General features: G+C 45.6%; 20 protein-coding genes and 2 pseudogenes. 12 read left to right on the top strand and 10 right to left on the bottom strand.

Features of this window, described 5'->3' with window-relative positions:
* Window positions 1-221 precede the first annotated feature (221 nt).
* From QT974_RS12795 to QT974_RS12785, 3 genes are all read left to right on the top strand, one after another.
* Window positions 222-587 (top strand): DUF4087 domain-containing protein, encoded by a 366-nt coding sequence (locus QT974_RS12795; RefSeq protein WP_333468854.1) that lies wholly within the window; start codon window positions 222-224, stop codon window positions 585-587.
* Window positions 588-784: 197 nt separating this feature from the next.
* Window positions 785-2233, top strand: coding sequence for a RecQ family ATP-dependent DNA helicase (locus tag QT974_RS12790; RefSeq protein WP_333468853.1), 1449 nt, complete (start codon window positions 785-787; stop codon window positions 2231-2233).
* A gap of 522 nt (window positions 2234-2755) precedes the next feature.
* Window positions 2756-3694 (top strand): RluA family pseudouridine synthase, encoded by a 939-nt coding sequence (locus QT974_RS12785; RefSeq protein WP_442933174.1) that lies wholly within the window; start codon window positions 2756-2758, stop codon window positions 3692-3694.
* Between the two features lie 354 nt (window positions 3695-4048).
* On the opposite strand, the gene QT974_RS12780 is transcribed toward QT974_RS12785, so the two are convergent.
* Both QT974_RS12780 and QT974_RS12775 read right to left on the bottom strand, forming a co-directional pair.
* The gene (locus QT974_RS12780) at window positions 4049-4804 is read right to left on the bottom strand and encodes a phycobilisome rod-core linker polypeptide (protein WP_333468851.1); all 756 of its coding nucleotides are present in this window, start codon (window positions 4802-4804) and stop codon (window positions 4049-4051) included.
* Window positions 4805-5060: 256 nt separating this feature from the next.
* Window positions 5061-5657 carry a phycobiliprotein lyase gene (locus tag QT974_RS12775; RefSeq protein WP_333468850.1) on the bottom strand — a complete coding sequence of 199 codons (597 nt, stop codon included), beginning with the start codon at window positions 5655-5657 and terminating at the stop codon, window positions 5061-5063.
* A 233-nt stretch (window positions 5658-5890) separates the two neighbouring features.
* Here QT974_RS12775 and QT974_RS12770 point away from each other — a divergent pair, with 233 nt between their 5' ends.
* Window positions 5891-6061 carry an NblA/ycf18 family protein gene (locus QT974_RS12770; RefSeq protein ID WP_333468849.1) on the top strand — a complete coding sequence of 57 codons (171 nt, stop codon included), beginning with the start codon at window positions 5891-5893 and terminating at the stop codon, window positions 6059-6061.
* A 186-nt stretch (window positions 6062-6247) separates the two neighbouring features.
* On the opposite strand, the gene pstB is transcribed toward QT974_RS12770, so the two are convergent.
* The 4 genes from pstB to pstS form a co-directional block, all read right to left on the bottom strand.
* On the bottom strand, window positions 6248-7042 hold the full coding sequence (pstB, locus tag QT974_RS12765) for a phosphate ABC transporter ATP-binding protein PstB (RefSeq protein ID WP_333468855.1): 795 nt from the start codon (window positions 7040-7042) through the stop codon (window positions 6248-6250).
* A 102-nt stretch (window positions 7043-7144) separates the two neighbouring features.
* Entirely contained in the window at window positions 7145-8041 is an 897-nt protein-coding gene (pstA, locus tag QT974_RS12760; protein WP_333468848.1) for a phosphate ABC transporter permease PstA, read from the bottom strand.
* A gap of 34 nt (window positions 8042-8075) precedes the next feature.
* Window positions 8076-9032, bottom strand: coding sequence for a phosphate ABC transporter permease subunit PstC (gene pstC / locus QT974_RS12755; protein WP_333468847.1), 957 nt, complete (start codon window positions 9030-9032; stop codon window positions 8076-8078).
* 228 nt (window positions 9033-9260) lie between these two features.
* Window positions 9261-10445 carry a phosphate ABC transporter substrate-binding protein PstS gene (pstS, locus tag QT974_RS12750; RefSeq protein WP_333468846.1) on the bottom strand — a complete coding sequence of 395 codons (1185 nt, stop codon included), beginning with the start codon at window positions 10443-10445 and terminating at the stop codon, window positions 9261-9263.
* A 451-nt stretch (window positions 10446-10896) separates the two neighbouring features.
* Between pstS and QT974_RS12745 the strand changes: the two genes are divergently transcribed.
* From QT974_RS12745 to QT974_RS12710, 8 genes and pseudogenes are all read left to right on the top strand, one after another.
* Window positions 10897-11475, top strand: a complete 579-nt coding sequence (locus QT974_RS12745; RefSeq protein WP_333468845.1) for a biotin transporter BioY — start codon at window positions 10897-10899, stop codon at window positions 11473-11475.
* A gap of 170 nt (window positions 11476-11645) precedes the next feature.
* Window positions 11646-12155: a signal peptidase II gene (lspA, locus tag QT974_RS12740; RefSeq protein WP_333468844.1), complete on the top strand. Its 510-nt coding sequence runs from the start codon at window positions 11646-11648 to the stop codon at window positions 12153-12155.
* A gap of 279 nt (window positions 12156-12434) precedes the next feature.
* Complete coding sequence (locus QT974_RS12735) at window positions 12435-14075, top strand: B12-binding domain-containing radical SAM protein (RefSeq protein WP_333468843.1); 1641 nt, start codon at window positions 12435-12437, stop codon at window positions 14073-14075.
* The gene (locus QT974_RS12730; protein WP_333468842.1) at window positions 14075-14260 is read left to right on the top strand and encodes a hypothetical protein; all 186 of its coding nucleotides are present in this window, start codon (window positions 14075-14077) and stop codon (window positions 14258-14260) included. Before QT974_RS12735 ends, QT974_RS12730 begins: the two co-directional genes overlap by 1 nt.
* A 101-nt stretch (window positions 14261-14361) precedes the next feature.
* Window positions 14362-14691: pseudogene (locus QT974_RS12725) on the top strand (type II toxin-antitoxin system RelE/ParE family toxin).
* A 4-nt stretch (window positions 14692-14695) separates the two neighbouring features.
* Window positions 14696-15049 carry a helix-turn-helix domain-containing transcriptional regulator gene (locus tag QT974_RS12720; RefSeq protein WP_333468841.1) on the top strand — a complete coding sequence of 118 codons (354 nt, stop codon included), beginning with the start codon at window positions 14696-14698 and terminating at the stop codon, window positions 15047-15049.
* A gap of 13 nt (window positions 15050-15062) precedes the next feature.
* Entirely contained in the window at window positions 15063-15524 is a 462-nt protein-coding gene (locus QT974_RS12715; protein ID WP_333468840.1) for an SRPBCC family protein, read from the top strand.
* Window positions 15508-15717 carry a CPXCG motif-containing cysteine-rich protein gene (locus QT974_RS12710; protein WP_333468839.1) on the top strand — a complete coding sequence of 70 codons (210 nt, stop codon included), beginning with the start codon at window positions 15508-15510 and terminating at the stop codon, window positions 15715-15717. Before QT974_RS12715 ends, QT974_RS12710 begins: the two co-directional genes overlap by 17 nt.
* On the opposite strand, the pseudogene QT974_RS12705 reads toward QT974_RS12710, so the two are convergent.
* The 4 genes and pseudogenes from QT974_RS12705 to QT974_RS12690 form a co-directional block, all read right to left on the bottom strand.
* A pseudogene (locus QT974_RS12705) lies at window positions 15695-16865 on the bottom strand (RNA-guided endonuclease InsQ/TnpB family protein). The gene QT974_RS12710 and the pseudogene QT974_RS12705 sit on opposite strands and share 23 nt — an antisense overlap.
* 150 nt (window positions 16866-17015) lie before the next feature.
* Window positions 17016-17768, bottom strand: a complete 753-nt coding sequence (locus QT974_RS12700) for a gamma-glutamyl-gamma-aminobutyrate hydrolase family protein (protein WP_333468838.1) — start codon at window positions 17766-17768, stop codon at window positions 17016-17018.
* 168 nt (window positions 17769-17936) lie between these two features.
* Window positions 17937-18605 (bottom strand): DUF2834 domain-containing protein, encoded by a 669-nt coding sequence (locus QT974_RS12695; protein WP_333468837.1) that lies wholly within the window; start codon window positions 18603-18605, stop codon window positions 17937-17939.
* A gap of 65 nt (window positions 18606-18670) precedes the next feature.
* Window positions 18671-19434: FAD-dependent oxidoreductase (locus tag QT974_RS12690; protein ID WP_333468836.1), on the bottom strand; the 764-nt coding region annotated here is incomplete at its 5' end.

Here is a 19434-nt window from a genome sequence, read left to right as displayed (position 1 = left end):
ATTGGCGGCGGCGTGTACGAGCTCGGGCGCCGAGACGGCGAGTCTTAGGCGATTTGAGATTTTAAGTAGGACTTGCGCGCGGGTGTTCAGAAACCGGGTTTTTTCGACAATATTTTGATTGTCACCCGCAGATTCGATGAAAATCCGGTTTCTTGGTCGAAGTTCGCAAGTTCTGTACGATCGTTGCTATGATTGTTACTTAAAAATTAGGATGTAAAGCTATGAAACTAAAGTGGTTAATACCTGCAATTATCTCATTTTTTTCAATCGCGATTGCTCCTGCCAAAGCGGCTGAAACCAGGTGCGGGTGGTTGCAAAATCCTACACCTGCAAATTGGTTTCTCAAAGATAAAGATGATAATTGGATTATCTCAGCACAAGGGGGATATCAAGCTAGAGGAATGGATAATATTCCTCCTTTTAAGGATGATGAATATGTCAAAACTAATGTCAATTACGGATACGGTTGTGCTTGTTTAAATGTGGTAACAAATAACATTTTAAGGAGAATTATTACAATACAAGGTGGCGAACAATTACCGCTTTCGACTTGTCGCGAAGATCCAAATTTGCCAAAAATTCCTTAACTACAAGTCCATTTAAATTGTATAGTCAAATTTAACGAAAGTCTTGTGGATCAGGTCTAAGAACCAGCCCAAAAATACAGTTTAGTTATTGTAGGGTGCGTCAGTTATCAAATATTTACTAAACACAGCTCGGACTTTTGCTGACGCACCCTACGGACTCAGGTATAATTGGCAAGTCTGATTTGGGAATAAACCAAATGAACTGCCAACCAGAACCAACATTATTAAATCAAGCCCGCGCCGCCTTCAAAGAAATCTGGGGATACGACGACTTTCGGCCGCCCCAAGGAGAAATTGTCAGCAGTTTGTTAGCCGGGAAAGATACAATGATAATTATGCCGACAGGTGGTGGCAAATCAATCTGCTTTCAACTCCCAGCTTTATTACAAACAGGCTTAACTTTGGTAATTTCGCCGTTAGTCGCGCTGATGGAAAATCAAGTCCAAGAATTGCGCGATCGCAATTTACCCGCTTCTCTCCTCCACAGTCAATTACCAACACAGCAGCGGCGACAAACTATGCAGTCGCTGCAACAAAATAAGTTGAGATTGCTGTACCTGTCTCCCGAAACATTGCTCAGCAAACCAGTTTGGGAAATTATCAGTCAGCCTCACATCGCAATCAACGGTTTAATATTAGATGAAGCTCACTGTTTAGTTCAGTGGGGCGATACCTTTCGACCCGCTTACCGCCGTTTGGGAACAGTACGGCGGGCTTTGTTAAAATCTAAGCCGCAAGGAAGTAAAATTGCGATCGCAGCTTTCACCGCTACCGCCAACCCCGAAGCGCAGCAGACAATCAACAAAGTCTTGCAACTGCACAAGCCGGAAGCATTTCTGCTAAGTCCGTACCGTTCTAACCTGCACCTGCAAGTGCAAACTGTCTGGACACCGAGAGGGCGGAGACAACAGTTATTAAATTTTATCAAAGCTCGACCAAAAGAAGCAGGTTTAGTCTACGTCCGCACGAGAAAAGATAGCGAGAATTTGGCGGATTTGCTCGAAGGTGCAGGTTATAAAACAGCGGCGTATCATGCAGGTTTGAGTCCAGAATCGCGGCGAAAAATAGAAACAGCTTGGCTGAACAATGACCTTAAATTTGTGACTTGTACCTGCGCCTTCGGGATGGGAATTAATAAGCCGGATGTGCGCTGGGTTGTTCATTTTCAAGCGCCTTTGCTATTATCGGAATACATTCAGGAAATAGGTAGAGGCGGGCGGGACGGTAAATCATCGATCGCCCTGACGTTGATTAGCGAACCGACGGGTTTGCTTTATCCCGATGACAAACAAAGAGCACAATTTTTTCAAGACAAATTGCGATCGCAATATCGAGAAGCGCAGCAGTTGGCGAAACAACTCCCAGCTAAGGGCGATGCAGATGCTGTGGGGCGGGAATTTCCCGAAAGTGCGACATCCCTTTCCATCTTGCACAGCAGCGGACAGTTAAGATGGGAAGATCCTTTCAATTATGCGATCGACAAATCCGCACCACAAAAAGATGTCAAACAAAACTTTACCGCCGCCGCAGAAATGGCAAAATATCTCAAGCATCGCGAGTGCAGGTGGCAATTTTTGCTGCAAGCTTTTGGCTTTACCAAGGAAGCTAAATCTATGCGCTGCGGCCACTGCGATAATTGTAAGTAGATGAGTTGAAAAATATATAAGTGTGTGTAATTCTTAGTCCGCGGAGGCGGACTTTGTTTTTACAGACGCGGTTTGAACATAATCCCCGTAGGGGCGAAGCATTCGGCTAAAAATATATGGGGATATCAATAAGTTATCGCCCGAATGCTTCGCCCAAACCCAACGAGAAATCTATATGCTGCATCCCTACAGGTACTCGCAAAGGGCGAAGCTTTTGCGTCACAAAACCTGGGTTTTTCCTAGAGATTATCGCGCAAATGCTTCGCCCCTACAGGTAATCTTCCCACAGGAATTCTGCATTACCAATCCTCTTCAACATCTGGAGTATTAAAATATCCAGCTAAAATATTCTCAATAACAATCTGGTCAGTAGCCGTAGGGTGCGTCGCCATCGGAAATTCCCAAGAAAAATCGACTATCTAATAGCGGCGCACCTTACATTAAGCTATAATTATATATCGACGATCGATCGCCAATTACCAATTACCAATAAACTAAATGATAGAAATAAACACTAAAGAAATGTATACAGTAGAAAATACGGAGGAATTTAACCAAAGTAATGTGACTCAGCGATTAGATATTTGGCTGTCAAACCAGATACCAGACTTATCGAGATCGCGAATCCAAACCCTGATAGCACAAGGCAACGTCAAAGTCAACGACGCAACCTGCACCTCGAAAAAAATATCAGTCAAAACGGGCGATCGCATCCACATCACATTACCCGAAACCCAGCCCACATCTTTACAGCCCGAAGCAATTCCCCTCGACATCCTCTACGAAGACGACAGCCTAATAATCATCAACAAACCAGCCGGATTAGTCGTCCACCCAGCAGCCGGACATCAAGACGGCACATTAGTTAACGCCCTTTTAGCGCACTGTCCCCTCGCAGAAATCGGCGGCGTTCAACGGCCTGGAATCGTCCACAGATTAGACAAAGATACAACAGGTGCGATCGCGATCGCCAAAACCGACATTGCCCACCAAAACCTGCAAGCCCAACTCAAAACCAAAACCGCACGCCGCGAATATTTAGGCGTAGTTTACGGAGTTCCTAACACCGAAACAGGCACCATAGACCTACCCATCGGTCGGCATTCTACGGATCGCAAAAAAATGGCAGTAGTACCAGAAGAAAAAGGCGGCCGCCCCTCCGTTACTCACTGGACAATCAAAGAAAGAATCGGCAACTATTGCTTAATGCACTATCAATTAGAAACCGGCCGCACCCATCAAATTCGCGTCCACACAGCCGAAATTAAACATCCGATAGTCGGCGACCCCATGTACAGTTGCAACCGTTCCATCGGCGTCAATTTAACCGGACAAGCCCTCCACGCATGGCGGCTACAATTGCAGCATCCGTTAACTGGAGAGTTGATTGAGGCGATCGCGCCTTTACCCGATCAATTCAACACCCTGTTAAAAATATTGCGCCTGCGAGCTCATATTTGATATTATGTTCTGTCAATTACCCGCAGCAAAGGTTCGATCGTTCGGACTTTAGTCCTCAGAAAGAAGGACTCTTCGTCCTCACTACGAACCAATCGACCTTGATTCCGAAACTATTTTAAAATTATCGGCGTTGATCGGCGTTAATCTGCATGATATCTGCGGTTTTTGTATCAAGTCAAGATTTATGCAATGAGTCTATTACTCGGTGCCGAACTTCTTCCCTAAAAAAATATGAGTCCTGAGTTTTGGATTCTAAGTTTACTAAAAAACTTAAACCTCAAAACTCAAAACTCAAAATTGTTTCCGACTAAAAGCCGATCGCCCGACACAAACAATAGTACCAAGCAGTATCAATTAGCGGCGAGGAACCATCGTGGCAATATTGATATTAGCCAGAGGCACCCGTTGCGGCGGAGTAGCAGGCAGCGGCATATTGCGAGCCATACCCAAATAGTTGGACGGATCGCCAGCCTTCGCTTGCTGCTCTTGAGGAACAAAACGGCGAACAGTCGTCTGCCAGATGATTTGCGGGAAGCCGAGCTGCGAGCGGTGGTACTCGTTGTAGCGAGGTGTCTTCAAATTGAAAGGAGTTTCCCCTCCAACACGCTGAGGCAAAATTCGGCGCTGTTGGTAAGGCACTGTATCGTAGCCGAACTTTTCGAGGTACTCATCGCTATTGACCAACTCGTCAATAAAGCCTTGAGGCCCCTTGGTTGCAACTACGATCGACCAAGCAATCTTTTCGCGATCGCTGTACACATCCCGGCCCAAAACGCGCTGCACGCACATTTCCACAAACCGGTAGTTGCTGTTAGTTTGGTAATTGCGCTCTAGGAAAGGAGCCGAAGTCGCCAAACCGCGAATAAAATCCCGCACCGTAATTTGGCCGAACTTCAGTTGCGACTCCAAAAACTTTTGGCGGTTGCTCTTGAGGATTTGGTGTTCGCTGTAAATCTGACGATATCCAGCCCAAATCAAATTTTCCATGTCCCCGGACGAGAGCACATTTTCAGTTGTGAAAATTCTCGGCTGCTCGTCGCCCCCTACTTCATAACCAGCAACGCGCTGGTTTTGGCTCTTGGGGGCGTAGCTTAATAAAGGAAGCGCCACGTTAAAATCTCCGTTATCTCAAATTTTCCAAATAGCTGATACCGCGAGCTGCCAGCTTAACGGATACAACTAACCAACATACAGATTAGGGGATTCGGGCAATCTAAATCCGATTTTCCTGAATTTTTGCAACAATCTGTAACATTTGTTGACCTTGGGGAAGTCCTGCCGTCAGCAGTCAGCAGTCATTACTGAGCAGTCAGCAGTCGGCCCAGTCTCGAAACGCAAACTAATGACCAATGACGGCAGGACTAAATTACCAGCCCAGAGCTGAGTAAAACTCGCTAGCAACGGGTTCCTTCTCGGCTGCTTCAGTGGCTGCATCCGAGTCGTGTTCTACCCGAACTTCCGTACAAAAAGTCGAAGTGCTGAAACCGCCAAAGCGCTTTACCGCACTCGTCCGCATCCGCACGTTCGGAGTCGCAAACCAAAAACGCTCGATCGAACTCATCGTCTCGTATTCGGTAATCAGCAGCAGCGCATCTTCATCATCCATCTCAAAACGGCCAGCCACCGGCACAATTTCGGCATAGCCCCGTTCCCGCAACATCAAACCCTGCCGCGGATTTTCAGGATCCGGGACGATCGCGAATACGGTAGACCCCTGATGATTCTCATCATCCTTATCCCACGCCATAGTGCCGTGCCAAGTCACAAACGCTCCCCCAGCAGCCCGACTCGGATCGACGGAGTGCATCTGGCAAATCTGCGCCACTCGATCGTCATTTGCAGCCAGCGCCGTTACCTGAATATTTGAATCCCCAATCTCCGCTTGGCGGAAAGCCAGGTGGTGAGTGCTGCGCTGCGATCGCCACTCCCCAGCACTGCTCACAAAAAACTCCATTGCATCCATACAAACTAGCTCCTTTGGCTTAGGCTTCCCGGTTTTTACCCCTTTTTTATGATAAAGCTCCCCCTACTTAGATGTACTTTTGCGACAGAAATAAGTTTTAAACTGTGTACTTTGGACATATTGTCAAGCAGATGTTATGATAGTTTACAATAGAGGCAACACAACAAAACCTGTGAAACGTAATTTCGATCTATCTCGCATCGATCTCATGTAGCAAACTGGAGGAGCGACTTATGGATATGCCTACAACCAGCCTTAGCATGGAACAGCAGTTTAAACTGCAAGTGCTGCGCGAACAAGTCAAAAGCTTGACCCAAGACGAAGCTCAGGAATACTTGATCGAAGTCATGCGACAAAGCATGGTCAAAGAAAACCTTTTAAAGCATTGGATGAAGAACGCCTAATATCTTCGAGAAATTATTCGACAAAATCAGCGGCTTGTATCTGCAAAAAGTACGATCGAGCTTTTAAACATAAAAACCAGAATCCCGATTTCTTTGATGAGAAACCGGGATTCTTCAGTTATATTATGTCCGAATTGGTTCGATCGTGTAGGGCGATTGTTTCAACCTGTTGGAGACTCCGGCAAATCAACCAAAACGACCGCTAACATAATCCATAGTAGACTCTTCCTTCGGATTTTGGAAAATCACCTCAGTTTTGTCACACTCCACAAGATAGCCAAACCGCTTTCCATCATCAGAAAGTTTAGCATTGAAAAAAGCAGTCAAGTCAGAAACCCGGGTAGCCTGCTGCATATTGTGAGTCACGATCACAATCGTATACTTCTCCTTGAGTTCCCGCATCAACTCCTCAATCTTAATCGTCGAAATCGGGTCAAGGGAAGCGCAAGGTTCATCCATCAATACTACATCAGGATTAATCGCGATCGCCCGAGCAATACACAAACGCTGCTGCTGGCCGCCCGAAAGCGAAAAACCACTTTGCTTCAACTTATCCTTCACCTCATCCCAAAGATACGCTTGTTTCAGCGACTTTTCCACCAACTCATCCATATCTCCCTTATAGTTATTCACCCTCGCACCGTAAGCAATATTGTCATAAATCGACTTGGGGAAAGGATTCGGCTTTTGAAACACCATCCCAATCTTGCGGCGCACCTCCACAGCATCAATATCAGGATCGTAAAGATTTTGACCGTGATAATCAATTCGGCCCTCTAAACGAAAACCATTAACCAAATCATTGAGGCGGTTAAAACATCGCAGAATCGTACTTTTACCGCAGCCAGACGGCCCGATCAAAGCAGTAATGCGATTTTTAGGGATTTCCATCGAAACATTTTTTACCGCATGAAAAGCGCCGTAAAAAATATTGATATTCTCAGTACGTAAAACAGTTTCAGTCTTGTTTTCCAAATTCATCATACACTGAATACTCCAATCGAATTTTACAAATGAAAATGTTATTGGTTCTTAACCACCCGCAACGAATGACAAATAACAAATAACAAATAACTAATGACTTCAATAAACTTTTTGGCGAGTGGCCCAGCGAGACAGAATACTCGTCAACAAAACCATGAACACCAAAATCAAAGAAGCAGCCCAAGCCAGCTCTTTCTGTGCCTTAAAAGGAACCGTTGCAAAATTGTAAACCAAAACCGAAAGACTCGGAGTGGGCTTATCAAATCCAGCCGGCCAAAAAGGCGAATTCAGCGCCGTGAAAATCAAAGGCGCAGTTTCTCCAGCAGCGCGAGCAACCGCCAGCGTTACACCCGTTAAAATCGCCGGAATTGCCGCAGGCAAAACCACCTGCAACACCGTTTGATAATTAGAAGCACCCACACCAACCGACGCCCATCTAATATCTTGCGGAACGATTTGTAGAGCTTCGTCAGTAGTCCGCACGATCGTCGGCAACATCAGCACTGCTAGCGCCGCACCGCCTGCAATTGCCGAAAAGCCTCCCATATTTACCACAAACAAACCGTAGGCAAAGACGCCAGCAATAATCGAAGGAACTCCGCTGAGGACATTAGTAGCAAAGCGCACCCAACGTGCGATCGAGCCTTTGCTAAATTCCGACAAATAAACGGCGGCCAGTACACCAAAAGGCACAGCAATTAAAGAAGCAATTCCCACCGTCATTAATGTACCGAGAATTGCATTCGCGATACCGCCTCCCGAAAGTCCGGGCGGGGGTGGCAGTTTGGTGAACAAGTCTAAGTTCAGGCGATTGAAACCTTGGACTGTAACGTAGGAAAGCACTGCAAACAAAGGCAACAAAGTAATTGTCAAACAGGCTCCTGCTAATACCGTCATCGCGGTATTGAACAGCGATTGCGGACTGCCTTTAACCTTCTTGAAACTGCCTGTCTGCGAGGCAAAAGAAGTTCTATCTTCCGACGGGATATTTGACATAAATCAAAACTGTATGGGAAATTGCAGCAAACTTTTAGTTGTACTTGGCTCTGACTCTAGAAACAATCCACTCTGCCAAGATATTCACAATCAGCGTCAGAATAAACAGAATTAGCCCCGTGTACATCAGAGCTGCTACTTGCAATCCCGAAGCTTCGGCAAATTGATTTGCCATCAAAGAAGCAATAGTATTTGCCGGAGCTAGGAGAGATGCACTTAATTGATTGGAATTGCCAATCAACAGAGTTGCTGCCATTGTTTCTCCCATCGCGCGGCCGAGACCGAGCATGATTCCGCCGACAATTCCGGAGAAAGCCGCGGGTACTAGCACTCTAAAAATTGTAGTCCAGCGAGTTGCTCCCAAACCTAGAGATGCTTGTCGCAATTCGGGCGGGAGACTGGCTAAAGAGTCGCGGGAAATAGCAGTAATAATCGGCAAAGTCATAATCCCCAAGATTACTCCGGCGGGTAACATTCCCGGGCCAACTGGCGGAGTGCTAAAAATCGGCAGCCATCCAAAGTTACCGTTGAGAAACTTTCCGATGCTGGTAATAATGGGAATCAATACAGCAATTCCCCACAAACCGTAGACTACGCTGGGAATGGCGGCTAAAAGTTCTACTAAAAAAACTAAAGCTGTGCGCACTGGGAGCGGCAAAAAATCTTCGCTCAGGAAGATTGCAGTCCCTACTCCTAATGGTACCGCAATTAGCAGCGCGATCGCCGAACTGACGATCGTCCCGTAAATCATTGGCAGCGCGCCGTACTCTTCCTTAACCGGATTCCAGCTACTGCTAAATAGAAATCCCAAACCGTACTGTTGAATTGCAGGTAACGCTCTATAAGCAACCGTTACGGCGATTACCAGCAAGATTACGCCTACTCCGATGCCCAAAATGCGCGTCAGCAAGATAAAGCCTTGGTCTAACGACTTTTCTGCTCCTGAGCGCGATCGGCTCTCTAATAGAGGGCTATTATTATCTGAAACCATAAACAAAAAACCCAAATAATATTTATCAAAAACCGCAATTTTAGAAACAAGCTAGCTGGAAAGAAATAGAAAGAAATAACCTCAATTAAACAAAAGAGGGGCGGGTTGATTGATCCCTGACTTTTTAAGAAATATTGCTGGTACCCGCCCCACAGAAATATCTCTCTTCCCTCTTCTTTCTGCCAACAGTCAACTGTCAAGCGGTCAACTGTCAACTGACTTCAATCCCTATTTGGCAACTTCAATTTTGTAGTCGGGGCTGATGCCGTCGGCCGCTGCGGCTACTTTTTCTTTAACAGTTGCAGGCAGAGGAACGTAGCCTAATTCAGAACTAACTTTTTGACCTTCATTCAAGCCGTATTCAACCATTGCTTCGATCGCTTTGGCTTTGTTGGGGTCAGCAACTTTTTTGGGGACGAGCATCCAAGTGTAGGTGACAATTGGATAGGAAGAAGCGCCTTCTGGGTCTTCGATAAATGCTCGCAGATTTTCCGGTAAGGGCACTGTCGCTAGAGCTGCTGAAGCTGATTCGTCGTTAGGTACTACAAATGTGCCTGCTTTGTTTTGCAAAGATGCAAATTTGAGATTGTTGTTTTTGGCGTAGCCGTATTCTACATAGCCAACTGCGCCTGCGGTTTGCAGGACTTGGGCTGTGACGCCTTCGTTGCCTTTTGCACCGACAAAGGTACCAGTTTTGGGCCACTCTACTGTTTTGCCGTCGCCTACTGCGGTTTTCCAGTCAGGGCTGATCGCACTCAGGTGTTTGGTGAAGACGGCTGTTGTGCCGCTACCGTCGGAACGGTGGACGACGGTGATGGCTTGGTCTGGCAATTTAGCGCCGGGATTGGCTGCTGCAATTTTGGGGTCGTTCCACTTGGTAATTTTACCTTGGAAGATTTCTGTGTAAACGTCTCTGGGCAGTTTGAGTTCGGGTACATCTGGCAGGTTGTAGCCGATGACGATGCTGCCGGCTGTCATCGGCAACAAAATCACGCCTTTGTCTGCTGGAACTTTGGCGATTTCGTCGTCTTTCATGGCGGTGTCGCTGGCCCCAAAGTCTACTGTGCCTTTGGTGAATTGTTCGACTCCGGCGCCGCTACCTACTGATTGATAGTTAATTTGTACTTTGGGGTTGATTTTGTTGAAGTCTTGAAACCAACGTTGATATAGGGGGGCGGGGAATGATGCGCCTGCTGCTGTGATGGCTACGTCTGAGGCGAGGGCGAGTTTGGTGTTGGCGGCTGGGGCTGCCACGGGGGATGCGCCGGGAGATGCTGCGGTGTCGCCGGGGCTGGGGCTGCTGCTGGTATTTGTGCTGCCACCACCGCAGGCTGCTAAGCTAAGCGCGATCGCCATAGCAGAAATTGCTGTGGTAACACGATTCGGATTTATCAAGTTGAGACGAAAAAGCATAGGTATAGAAAATTTACGATCGTTATACAGGTGTCCCGCACCAGCATATCGCGCGAAAGTAAAGGTTAGGTTAAGAATCTTTACATTTATCGCAGTTTAATATTAATTAATATTATTATTAATCGCCCAAAAAAACATTGATGAGCTTGACAGGTGTATTTTTATAAGATGCGGCCAGATAAATTGGTAGGGAAACCAGGATTCGATCGCCCGATCGCAAAGCTTGCAGCTATTTAATCGCGAAAAATTCCGGATTAAATTATCAAAAGATCCAGGCTTAAGAACCAGAAAACCCTACAATGGTGGTTGTTTTGACAAGGTGGTAGTATAAAGAACTTAAAAGCTGCGGGCATTCCAGCTTGCTTCTGACGAAGACCGACTTCACGCTTGACTTTTATCCGTTACATCCGTTACCGAATCCGTTGCCGAACTTCCTTCAACATCTGCTATAATGCCTGCTCCTATTGAATTAATCTGGGCTGTTATTGGTTTGCTCCTGACGATAGGAGGCACTTTTTTGCCTGCATCTGTCACAATGCCGATCGGGTTTTGGGACGATCGCGGACTTCAGGCATACTCTTTAGGCGTTACCTATCAAATTGGAGCCGTCTTGCTAGTAGGCTGCATGGGCGGCAAAAATGCTGCTGCTCTATCACAAATTGCCTATTTGGTATTAGGATTAACTTTGTGGCCAGTTTTTGCTCAAGGTGGTGGCATCGGCTATCTCAAAGAAGCGAGTTTTGGGTATTTGTTGGGTTTTGTGCCTGGTGCTTGGGTGTGCGGCTGGGTCGCTTTCAAGGTAGCTTCACGGCTGGAATCGATGGCTTTTAGTTGTTTGTGTGGTTTATTTACCGTTCACGCGATCGGCTTAATTTATCTAATTTTTAGTTACTTGCTGATTCCGGGTAAAAAAACACCTTTATTCGATGAGATTCTGAAATATTCGGTTGCTCCTCTACCGGGACAGTTGGCGGTGGTTTGTGCGATCGCACTGTTGTCATTTACTTTACGCCGCTTGATGTTTTATTAATTGTAAAATAAGAGGGCATAGGGCATAGGGCATAGGGCATAGGGCATAGGGCATAGGGCATAGGGCATAGGGAATTGTGCAAAATTGGGTTATACTGTCATTGCATAACGGGACAATCATCTCGCTGTGGCTGATAAATATCCGATGCCCTATGTTCTACTGCCTAATCCATGCGTTTTAAAAGAAATCCCTTGTTCTGGGTTGCTGCTGTTATCAGTTTGGTTTTAGACCACCTAAGCAAGTTTTGGGTGGTGCAAAATTTTGACTTGACTGTTCCTCCGCAGACTCAGCCGCTACTACCTGGGATATTTCACTTCACCTATGTTGTCAATACCGGTGCAGCTTTTAGCTTGTTTAGCAACGGCGGGGCGATTTGGTTGCGCTGGCTGTCTTTGGGCGTAAGCGTGGGATTGATGGTGCTGGCTTGGTTCGGGCCGCGAATTAACCGCTGGGAACAAGCTGGATATGGTTTGATTTTGGGTGGCGCACTGGGTAACGGGATCGATCGATTTGTTTTGGGCCACGTAGTAGATTTTATCGATTTTAGAATAATTAGATTCCCGGTATTTAATCTGGCCGATGTGTTTATTAATGCTGGGATTATCTGTTTGCTGATTGCAACTTTTCACGGTGCACCGCCGCCGAGAAACCGGGACGATCGCGATTCTATCTCAGATTAACGTTGAAACAGGAAATGCAGCAGCGAGCAATGTACGGGATGTTAGCTAACTAATCCTAGGGTGCAGAGCGGGCCCAGATGCTTAGTTTGTGGTTAAAATATTCAGTTCTGACGCACCCTACAATAACTTTTGCAATCTTGTCTAGTGTTGGGTTTGTTTGTGCGCCATGTTTATCGGGTACGGATATGTGAGATTGTCTGTCAACTTTAAGGATTTTCAACGGCGACGCACCCTACAATAACTATATGAACAGACCTATTGTTAAAGCTAAACTTGCCAGTGACTCCTAATCCATTTGCCCAAGAACGCCTGCTATTTGCCCCAGCAACCCCCGATGCTGACGCTATCCCGACTATTTTCGCATTTCCCAACGAGTACACGGTGGGGATTACCAGCCTAGGCTATCAGATAGTATGGGCAACTTTAGCCGTGCGATCGGATGTAGAAGTCAGCCGTTTATTTACTGATATCCGCGAACAACTTCCGAGACATCCAGAATTACTGGGATTTTCGCTTTCTTGGGAACTAGATTATGTAAATATTCTTAATTTATTGGAATCTTTAGATATTCCGATTTGGGCGTCAAAAAGAACTGACAATCATCCCATAGTATTTGGTGGAGGCCCGGTTTTTACGGCCAATCCAGAGCCATTTGCAGATTTTTTTGATGTAATTTTGCTGGGAGATGGCGAAAATCTGATTGATAATTTTATTGATGCTTGTAAAGAAGTTCGTAACGCCGACAGACAAACTAAATTGCGCTATTTAGCCAAAGTTCCGGGAGTTTACGTTCCCAGTTTGTACGAAGTAACTTATTTGGATGCGACTGCGGGGATTAAGTCGATTCAGCCTGTGGATTCGGAAATTCCGAGTATGGTGGAAAAACAGACGTATCGCGGCAATACTTTATCTGCTTCCACTGTGGTGACAGAAAAAGCGGCGTGGGAAAATATTTACATGGTGGAAGTAGTTCGCAGTTGTCCAGAAATGTGCCGTTTCTGTTTAGCAAGTTATCTGACTTTGCCGTTTAGAACGGCGAGTTTGGAGGATTCGCTAATTCCGGCGATCGATCGCGGTTTAGCTGTGACTAATCGTTTGGGTTTGTTGGGTGCTTCTGTGACTCAGCACCCGGAATTTGAAGCATTGCTGGATCATTTGAATCATCCGAAATATGACGGCGTAAGGCTGAGTCTTTCTTCGGTGCGGACGAATACGGTAACGGTTAAACTCGCAGAAATATTGACCAACAGAGACAGTAAATCGATTACAATTGCTGTGGAAAGCGGGAGCGATCGCCTCCGCAAAATTGTCAACAAAAAACTCACAAATGACGAAATCATTCAAGCTGCTATCAATGCTAAAGCTGGTGGATTGAAGGGAGTTAAACTCTACGGAATGGCGGGAATTCCGGGGGAAGAGATGGAGGATTTGGAGGAGACGGTGGCGATGATGCGGGCTGTGAAAAAAGCTGCTCCTGGTTTACGATTAACCTTTGGTTGCAGCACTTTTGTCCCGAAATCTCACACTCCTTTTCAGTGGTTTGGTGTGAATAAGGATGCGGAGAAAAGACTGAAGTTTTTAGATAAAGAATTGCGTAAGTTAGGTTTAGAATTTAGACCTGAAAGCTATAACTGGTCTGTAATTCAGGGTTTGCTATCGAAGGGCGATCGCAGATTGTCTAAGCTATTGGAATTAGTGCGGCATTACGGCGATACTTTGGGCAGTTATCGGCGCGCTTTTAAGGAGTTGCGGGGACTGTTACCAGAAATGGATTTCTATGTTTTCCAAGAGTGGGATTTAAATCAGATTTTGCCTTGGAGTCATTTAAAAGGGCCGCTACCAGAGGCAACTTTGAAGAAGCATTTGGCTGAGGCGATGACTCATACAAAAGAATCTGAAAATTCACTAATTCCTGTTTAGTGGTAGGGTGCGTCGCTCCCTCGATAGTCGCCAGCAGCGGGAGTTACTTGTGGCGACGCACCCTACGCGTGCAAGCGTTGATCGTTGAAGACAATATTCAAGAAAAAGATTTGATTGATATTTTAGAATCGGAGTCTTGGGTATCTGAGGTGATGAATGAAAAACGGGAATTGACCGCGAGTTAAATTCAAAAGTTAGCTAAGTTTTTTCATCTTTTCCCTGTGGCATTCATTGAGTATAATTAGTTGCAAGCATAGTGGGATGAGTAAAGTAATATAATGTAATTATGCCAGAAGCCCAACCGAGAGAAATTCAGCGTTATACTGCGCCAGACAACAGAGTGCCTTTCGAGGAATGGTTTGAGGCTCTGAAAGATGTCAATGCTCAAGCTAAAATTATATCTAGGCTCAACAGAATTACTGATGGTAATTTATGAGACTATCGCTCCGTGGGGGAAGGCGTATGGGAACTCAAAATCAATTATGGCCCTGGCTATCGAATCTATTTTGGACAAATAGGAATGACAATTGTGATTCTTTTCTGCGGAGGCGATAAAAGCACTCAAGACAGAGATATCCGCCAAGCTAAAGAATACTGGACAGATTATAGGAGTTAAGACAATGCCTAAAAGCCTACCTTATCATCCATTTTTGATTGAATCTCTCAGAAAAAACCCGCAACTGGCAGCAGCCTATATAACGGCGACATTAGAGGAAGAAGCGCCGGAACCTGAACTGCTGAAACGAGCTCTCAGGGATGTAGCAGAAGCTTTCGGCAAACCAAAAATGACTCCCGAACAATATGAATCGCACTTAAAACAACTGGATGAATTGCTTTCGCAACAAGGAAATGATGCGATTTATAATCTGGGAAGTTGGCTGAATGCTTTGGGATTGAAATTAACTGTTGCTGTTTGTACGGATACAGAGGATAATAATGTAAATGCTAAAATTCCCGAGCAATTAACTGTTTAGCCTTTTTCAAAAAATGCCTAATTTCCGATATTCATCGCTGATTGACGCTACCGTTGAAACAGTCTGGAACTTCTACGAAAGACAGGATATTCTACAACTTTTGACTCCGCCTTGGCAACCTGTGAAAATCATTCGCCGCGAAGGGGGACTCGGTGTGGGTGCTGTATCAGAATTTCGCTTGTTATTGGGGCCGATTCCGGTAAAATGGGTGGCGACTCATACTGAGTGCGAACAATATCGCTTATTTGTGGACCAACAAACCGAGGGGCCGATGGCAGCTTGGACTCACCGACACGAGTTTACCACAGAAAATGGCCAGACCCGATTGACGGATGCGATCGCATTTTCGATACCGGGCGGCCCGATTGTCGATTTGCTGTTAGGTTGGTGGGTAGAAATTCGGTTAACAGATATGTTTCGCTACCGCCATGAAGTCACAAAAAGAGAGTGCGAAAAAAATGCAAACAACGGCTGAATATTATTGTGCTTTTTGCGGCGAACCGAGTACAACTTTTGTGGATATCAGCGGCGGAATGGAGCAATCTTATATCGAAGATTGTCAAGTTTGCTGTCGCCCGAATGTTCTGTATGTCAGAATAGTTGACATCCACCCCGACCTGAAGGTACGGGGATTCCCAATCATCACTAATTGGGTTTCTGCTTCGTAGCACCAGCCTTCCGAGACTTACTCTCTTCAGGTCTTACGGTCGCTCCACAGACGCTCCACGGCTAGCCCAGCCGCCAAAATATTTTTTGCCGCATTCATATCGCGATCGTGGCTAGCCCCGCACTTGGGACATTCCCATTCTCGAATATTCAACGGCAATTTTTCAACAATGTGACCGCAGTTTCCACAGCGTTTAGAGCTAGGAAACCAGCGGTCTATTTTTATGAACTCTCGTCCGTACCAATCGCACTTATAGTTTAGTTGGCGAATTAACTCACCCCAACTAGCATCGCTAATAGCGAGAGCTAACTTGTGGTTCTTTACCATATTCTTAATAGCTAAATCTTCAACTACAATCGTTTGGTTTTCACGAACGAGTTGAGTCGTTAGCTTGTGAAGAAAATCTTTACGCACATTGACTATCTGTGCGTGAACTTTTGCAACTCGTTTCCGAGCTTTTTCTCGATTACTACTTCCCTTCTGCTTCTTTGCTAAAGCTTTTTGTTTTGTTTTCAACTTCTTCCGAAGTTTTTTGAAAGCTTTGGGATTGGCGATTTTGTCGCCGTCGCTAGTAGCAATTAGACTGGCAATTCCTACATCCAATCCGATCGTTTTATCTACTTTAGGAAGTGGTTGGATAGTGTAATCATCTACAATGATTGAGACAAACCAAAGACCAGCAGGTGTTAGCTTTACCGTGATAGTAGACGGAACGCAGCCTACGGGAATCTGTTTGCTCCAGCGGATGGGTAATGGCTCATTGCATTTAGCTAAAAATACCTGTCCGTTTTTCCAGCGGAATGCCGATTTGGTGAATTCAGCGCTGCCACCGTTATGCTTCTTTTTGTAATTAGGATACTTGGCACGTCCTGCAAAAAAGTTGGAGAATGCTGTCTGAAGGTGGCGCAGTCCCTGCTGGAGAGGGACGCAACTAACTTCATTCAAAAAATCAAGTTTTTCCTCTTTCTTCCAGTTTGTTAGCATGAAGGAAGTTTCGCCGTAGCCAACTCTTTCCTGGCGCTCGTACCAAGATTCCGTCCGATAAGCCAAAGCCTTGTTGTATACCAACCGAGTGCAACCCATTGTCCGTCGCAAGAGGCTTTCTTGCTCGGTGGTTGGGTAAAATCGGTAGCGATAGGCTTTTTCCATACTTCACAGCCTAACACTTATTTTGTAATATGGTTGACTGTGTTCTGTATATTTTTGTAAACCCGTCCTATAAGGACGGGGTTTCTACCCAGTTTTTTGATGAAGATACCCTGGATATTGAAATAGATACTGACTATCAAGAATAAGTGACTATGAAAAGGTATGAATTGCCTGGGAAGCTGATTTAGGAGAATTCATCAGTTTTGCTGCTGCTGCTGCCACGAAAGCCTTGAAAATTCGAGAGTTTATCGCACATTTTGGCGACATTTCCGGGTGCCATTGAATTGCTATCATCCAAGGGTGATAGCAGTGTTCCATTGCTTCTACCAAAGTGTCAGGTGCATCGGCTACAATTCGCCAATCGGATGTTACTTTCCGCACTGCTTGATGGTGCCAAGAGACAACTGTTGTGGAAGTTGTCCCCATAATTTTTGCTAGCCGACTGTTTGGCTCAATTTCAATGGTATGCTCGATCGCGCGCGGGGGAATTCCCGAACCGTGACTTACCTCCATACCGTAAGCATCCGGTACGTGAATCACCAAACTGCCGCCGCTGGCTACGTTCAGCATTTGCATTCCGCGACAAATCCCCAAAACAGGTATGTCCGCCTTTAAAGCTAGCTTGGCTAAGCCTAGTTCAAAATTATCGCGTTCTGTATTAACCGAGTAAACTGTTTTCTCAATACAACCGCCATAAAGTTCTGGATTGATATCTCCACCGCCGGAAAAAATCAAACCGTCTACTGCATCAAAAATACTAGCCGGATCTAATTGATTTGGCGGCAGTAAAATCGGAATTCCTCCTGCCGCCTGCACTGCATCAATATAAGTTCCATTTAAGCGATATTCGCCGGCTGAACAGCGGTTGTATGTTGTGATGCCAATAATCGGAAATTTTTTCATTTTATACAGGGCTGGAGATAATTAATTCTGCAACAGATGGGCGGGCTAGAAGCCCAACCCTACTCCCCACAATAAAATAAAATTTACTCAATTGTGGAACAGGCAGGAAAGCCTGTTTCTATTATGATTACTTTTGATTTAGTCCTACAGTAAACTGATAATTATCGACTATGCTGTCAAATTTGTAACAGTTTCTGTAGTATTTTCCGGCAACGATTTGCGCGTGCACAGATAAGCTAGCGGGCCGAACAGCGGCACTAATGTTACTGCCCAAAATGCTGCGGTTTTCTGCATCCCTCGGCGCGCCATATCGTCGGCTAATAAGGCAGGAAATAGCAGGCAAAGCAGACAAAAATCTAAACTCATGACGTGGATAAAACGGCTGGTTTGCCACTGCTGAGCAAAATCAGACCAATCGCCTTTTGTCAAGCCGAAGGCAACTAAAGCCGCAGCGCTTAATGTTAGGACAATCGCAGTAAAACGGGAGTCTAATATCTTTAAGAACACATTTTTATTGCCAGAAAATTTGGGATTAGGTTCGCGCAGGGCTAAATAAGGCAGCAAGGCAAATGCGCCGACGCCAAAGGATAAAGTCGCAAACAACCATGCAGGTATTTTTTGTCCTCTACCGTCAGCAAATAAGACGCAACTGTAGATGAGCGGCCAAATTCCCATGATGTTGAATAAGGCGACAATTAAAGGGTTGATGTCTGCTATTTTGCCTGTGGAAAGGTTGGTAATTAGGGTCAATGTTTCGGGGCTGTCGGGTGGTGCAAATACAAAGGCGTAGGTGCTGAAGGCAATCCAAAGCAGCCAAAATCCTATTTTTCTGAACATAAGTTGTGGCTCAATACTTTTTCTACTATAACGCGTAAGGTGCTACATTTAGAGCGATGTTCGAGCTATTTTTGAGTGCTATTGCTAAATTTGTGCATGAATTGGCGATCGATCCAATCTTTCCAGTACCACAATAACGGTGATTCCCACATGAAATTGCCGCGAGAGGCGATCGCCCTTTGATTCCCAGTACCGATTAACCCTAAATATTTTTCTTGCGGTATAAAGGGTTTCAGCGGTTTTGCCAATAAAAACTGCTGCAAATTTTCAAACAGCGGTTTGCCCTGACGCACGGCAAACACGCCTGCTTTGGGACGGGGATGGTTAACCATCGCCGCGATGTCTCCAGCCCCAAATACGTTGGGGTGAGAGACTGATTGCAGGCAGTCGTTGACTTGCATAAAGCCGTTTGAGTCGATCGCTAAACCCGATTCTGAGATCCAATTGGCGGCGGATGCTTGTGTCACCCAAAAAATGCGATCGCACTCAACGTTCAAACCAGATTCACAGTATATTTGGTAAATGGGCATCGAGCATCGGGCATCGGGCATCGGGCATTGAGAATCGGATGTTATTTCCATCATTTCTTGCTTTTCTATAGCACTAACTTTTTCCATTAGATGCAGTTGAATACCGCGACTAATCAGAATTTCTTTCAGGCGGCGACGAACCCGTTTGTTATGTGCAGGCATCAATTCAGCACCGCTGTGAAACAAATGAATTTCTAATCCTTCTTCCTGCTTCCTTTTTTCCTCTTCCGACTTCCATCGAACTTCTTCCTTGTTCCTTCTTCCCTCTGGGTGCATCTCATTTTGGCAAGGGCGAAGCA

The sequence above is a fragment of the Microcoleus sp. BM001215392 genome (genome assembly GCF_036700185.1).
Lineage (GTDB): Bacteria > Cyanobacteriota > Cyanobacteriia > Cyanobacteriales > Microcoleaceae > Microcoleus.
Note: the sequence above shows the minus strand (reverse complement) of the source record. Positions and strands in the feature narration are given on the sequence as shown.

Bases quoted from the DNA above. Each gene is read 5' to 3' on its own strand.
- QT974_RS12795 (WP_333468854.1), top strand. From the start codon at position 222: ATGAAACTAAAGTGGTTAATACCTGCAATTATCTCATTTTTTTCAATC.
- QT974_RS12790 (WP_333468853.1), top strand. From the start codon at position 785: ATGAACTGCCAACCAGAACCAACATTATTAAATCAAGCCCGCGCCGCC.
- QT974_RS12785 (WP_442933174.1), top strand. From the start codon at position 2,756: ATGTATACAGTAGAAAATACGGAGGAATTTAACCAAAGTAATGTGACT.
- QT974_RS12775 (WP_333468850.1), bottom strand. From the start codon at position 5,657: ATGGATGCAATGGAGTTTTTTGTGAGCAGTGCTGGGGAGTGGCGATCG.
- QT974_RS12770 (WP_333468849.1), top strand. From the start codon at position 5,891: ATGGATATGCCTACAACCAGCCTTAGCATGGAACAGCAGTTTAAACTG.
- pstB (WP_333468855.1), bottom strand. From the start codon at position 7,042: ATGAATTTGGAAAACAAGACTGAAACTGTTTTACGTACTGAGAATATC.
- pstA (WP_333468848.1), bottom strand. From the start codon at position 8,041: ATGTCAAATATCCCGTCGGAAGATAGAACTTCTTTTGCCTCGCAGACA.
- pstC (WP_333468847.1), bottom strand. From the start codon at position 9,032: ATGGTTTCAGATAATAATAGCCCTCTATTAGAGAGCCGATCGCGCTCA.
- pstS (WP_333468846.1), bottom strand. From the start codon at position 10,445: ATGCTTTTTCGTCTCAACTTGATAAATCCGAATCGTGTTACCACAGCA.
- QT974_RS12745 (WP_333468845.1), top strand. From the start codon at position 10,897: ATGCCTGCTCCTATTGAATTAATCTGGGCTGTTATTGGTTTGCTCCTG.
- lspA (WP_333468844.1), top strand. From the start codon at position 11,646: ATGCGTTTTAAAAGAAATCCCTTGTTCTGGGTTGCTGCTGTTATCAGT.
- QT974_RS12720 (WP_333468841.1), top strand. From the start codon at position 14,696: ATGCCTAAAAGCCTACCTTATCATCCATTTTTGATTGAATCTCTCAGA.
- QT974_RS12715 (WP_333468840.1), top strand. From the start codon at position 15,063: ATGCCTAATTTCCGATATTCATCGCTGATTGACGCTACCGTTGAAACA.
- QT974_RS12710 (WP_333468839.1), top strand. From the start codon at position 15,508: ATGCAAACAACGGCTGAATATTATTGTGCTTTTTGCGGCGAACCGAGT.
- QT974_RS12700 (WP_333468838.1), bottom strand. From the start codon at position 17,768: ATGAAAAAATTTCCGATTATTGGCATCACAACATACAACCGCTGTTCA.
- QT974_RS12695 (WP_333468837.1), bottom strand. From the start codon at position 18,605: ATGTTCAGAAAAATAGGATTTTGGCTGCTTTGGATTGCCTTCAGCACC.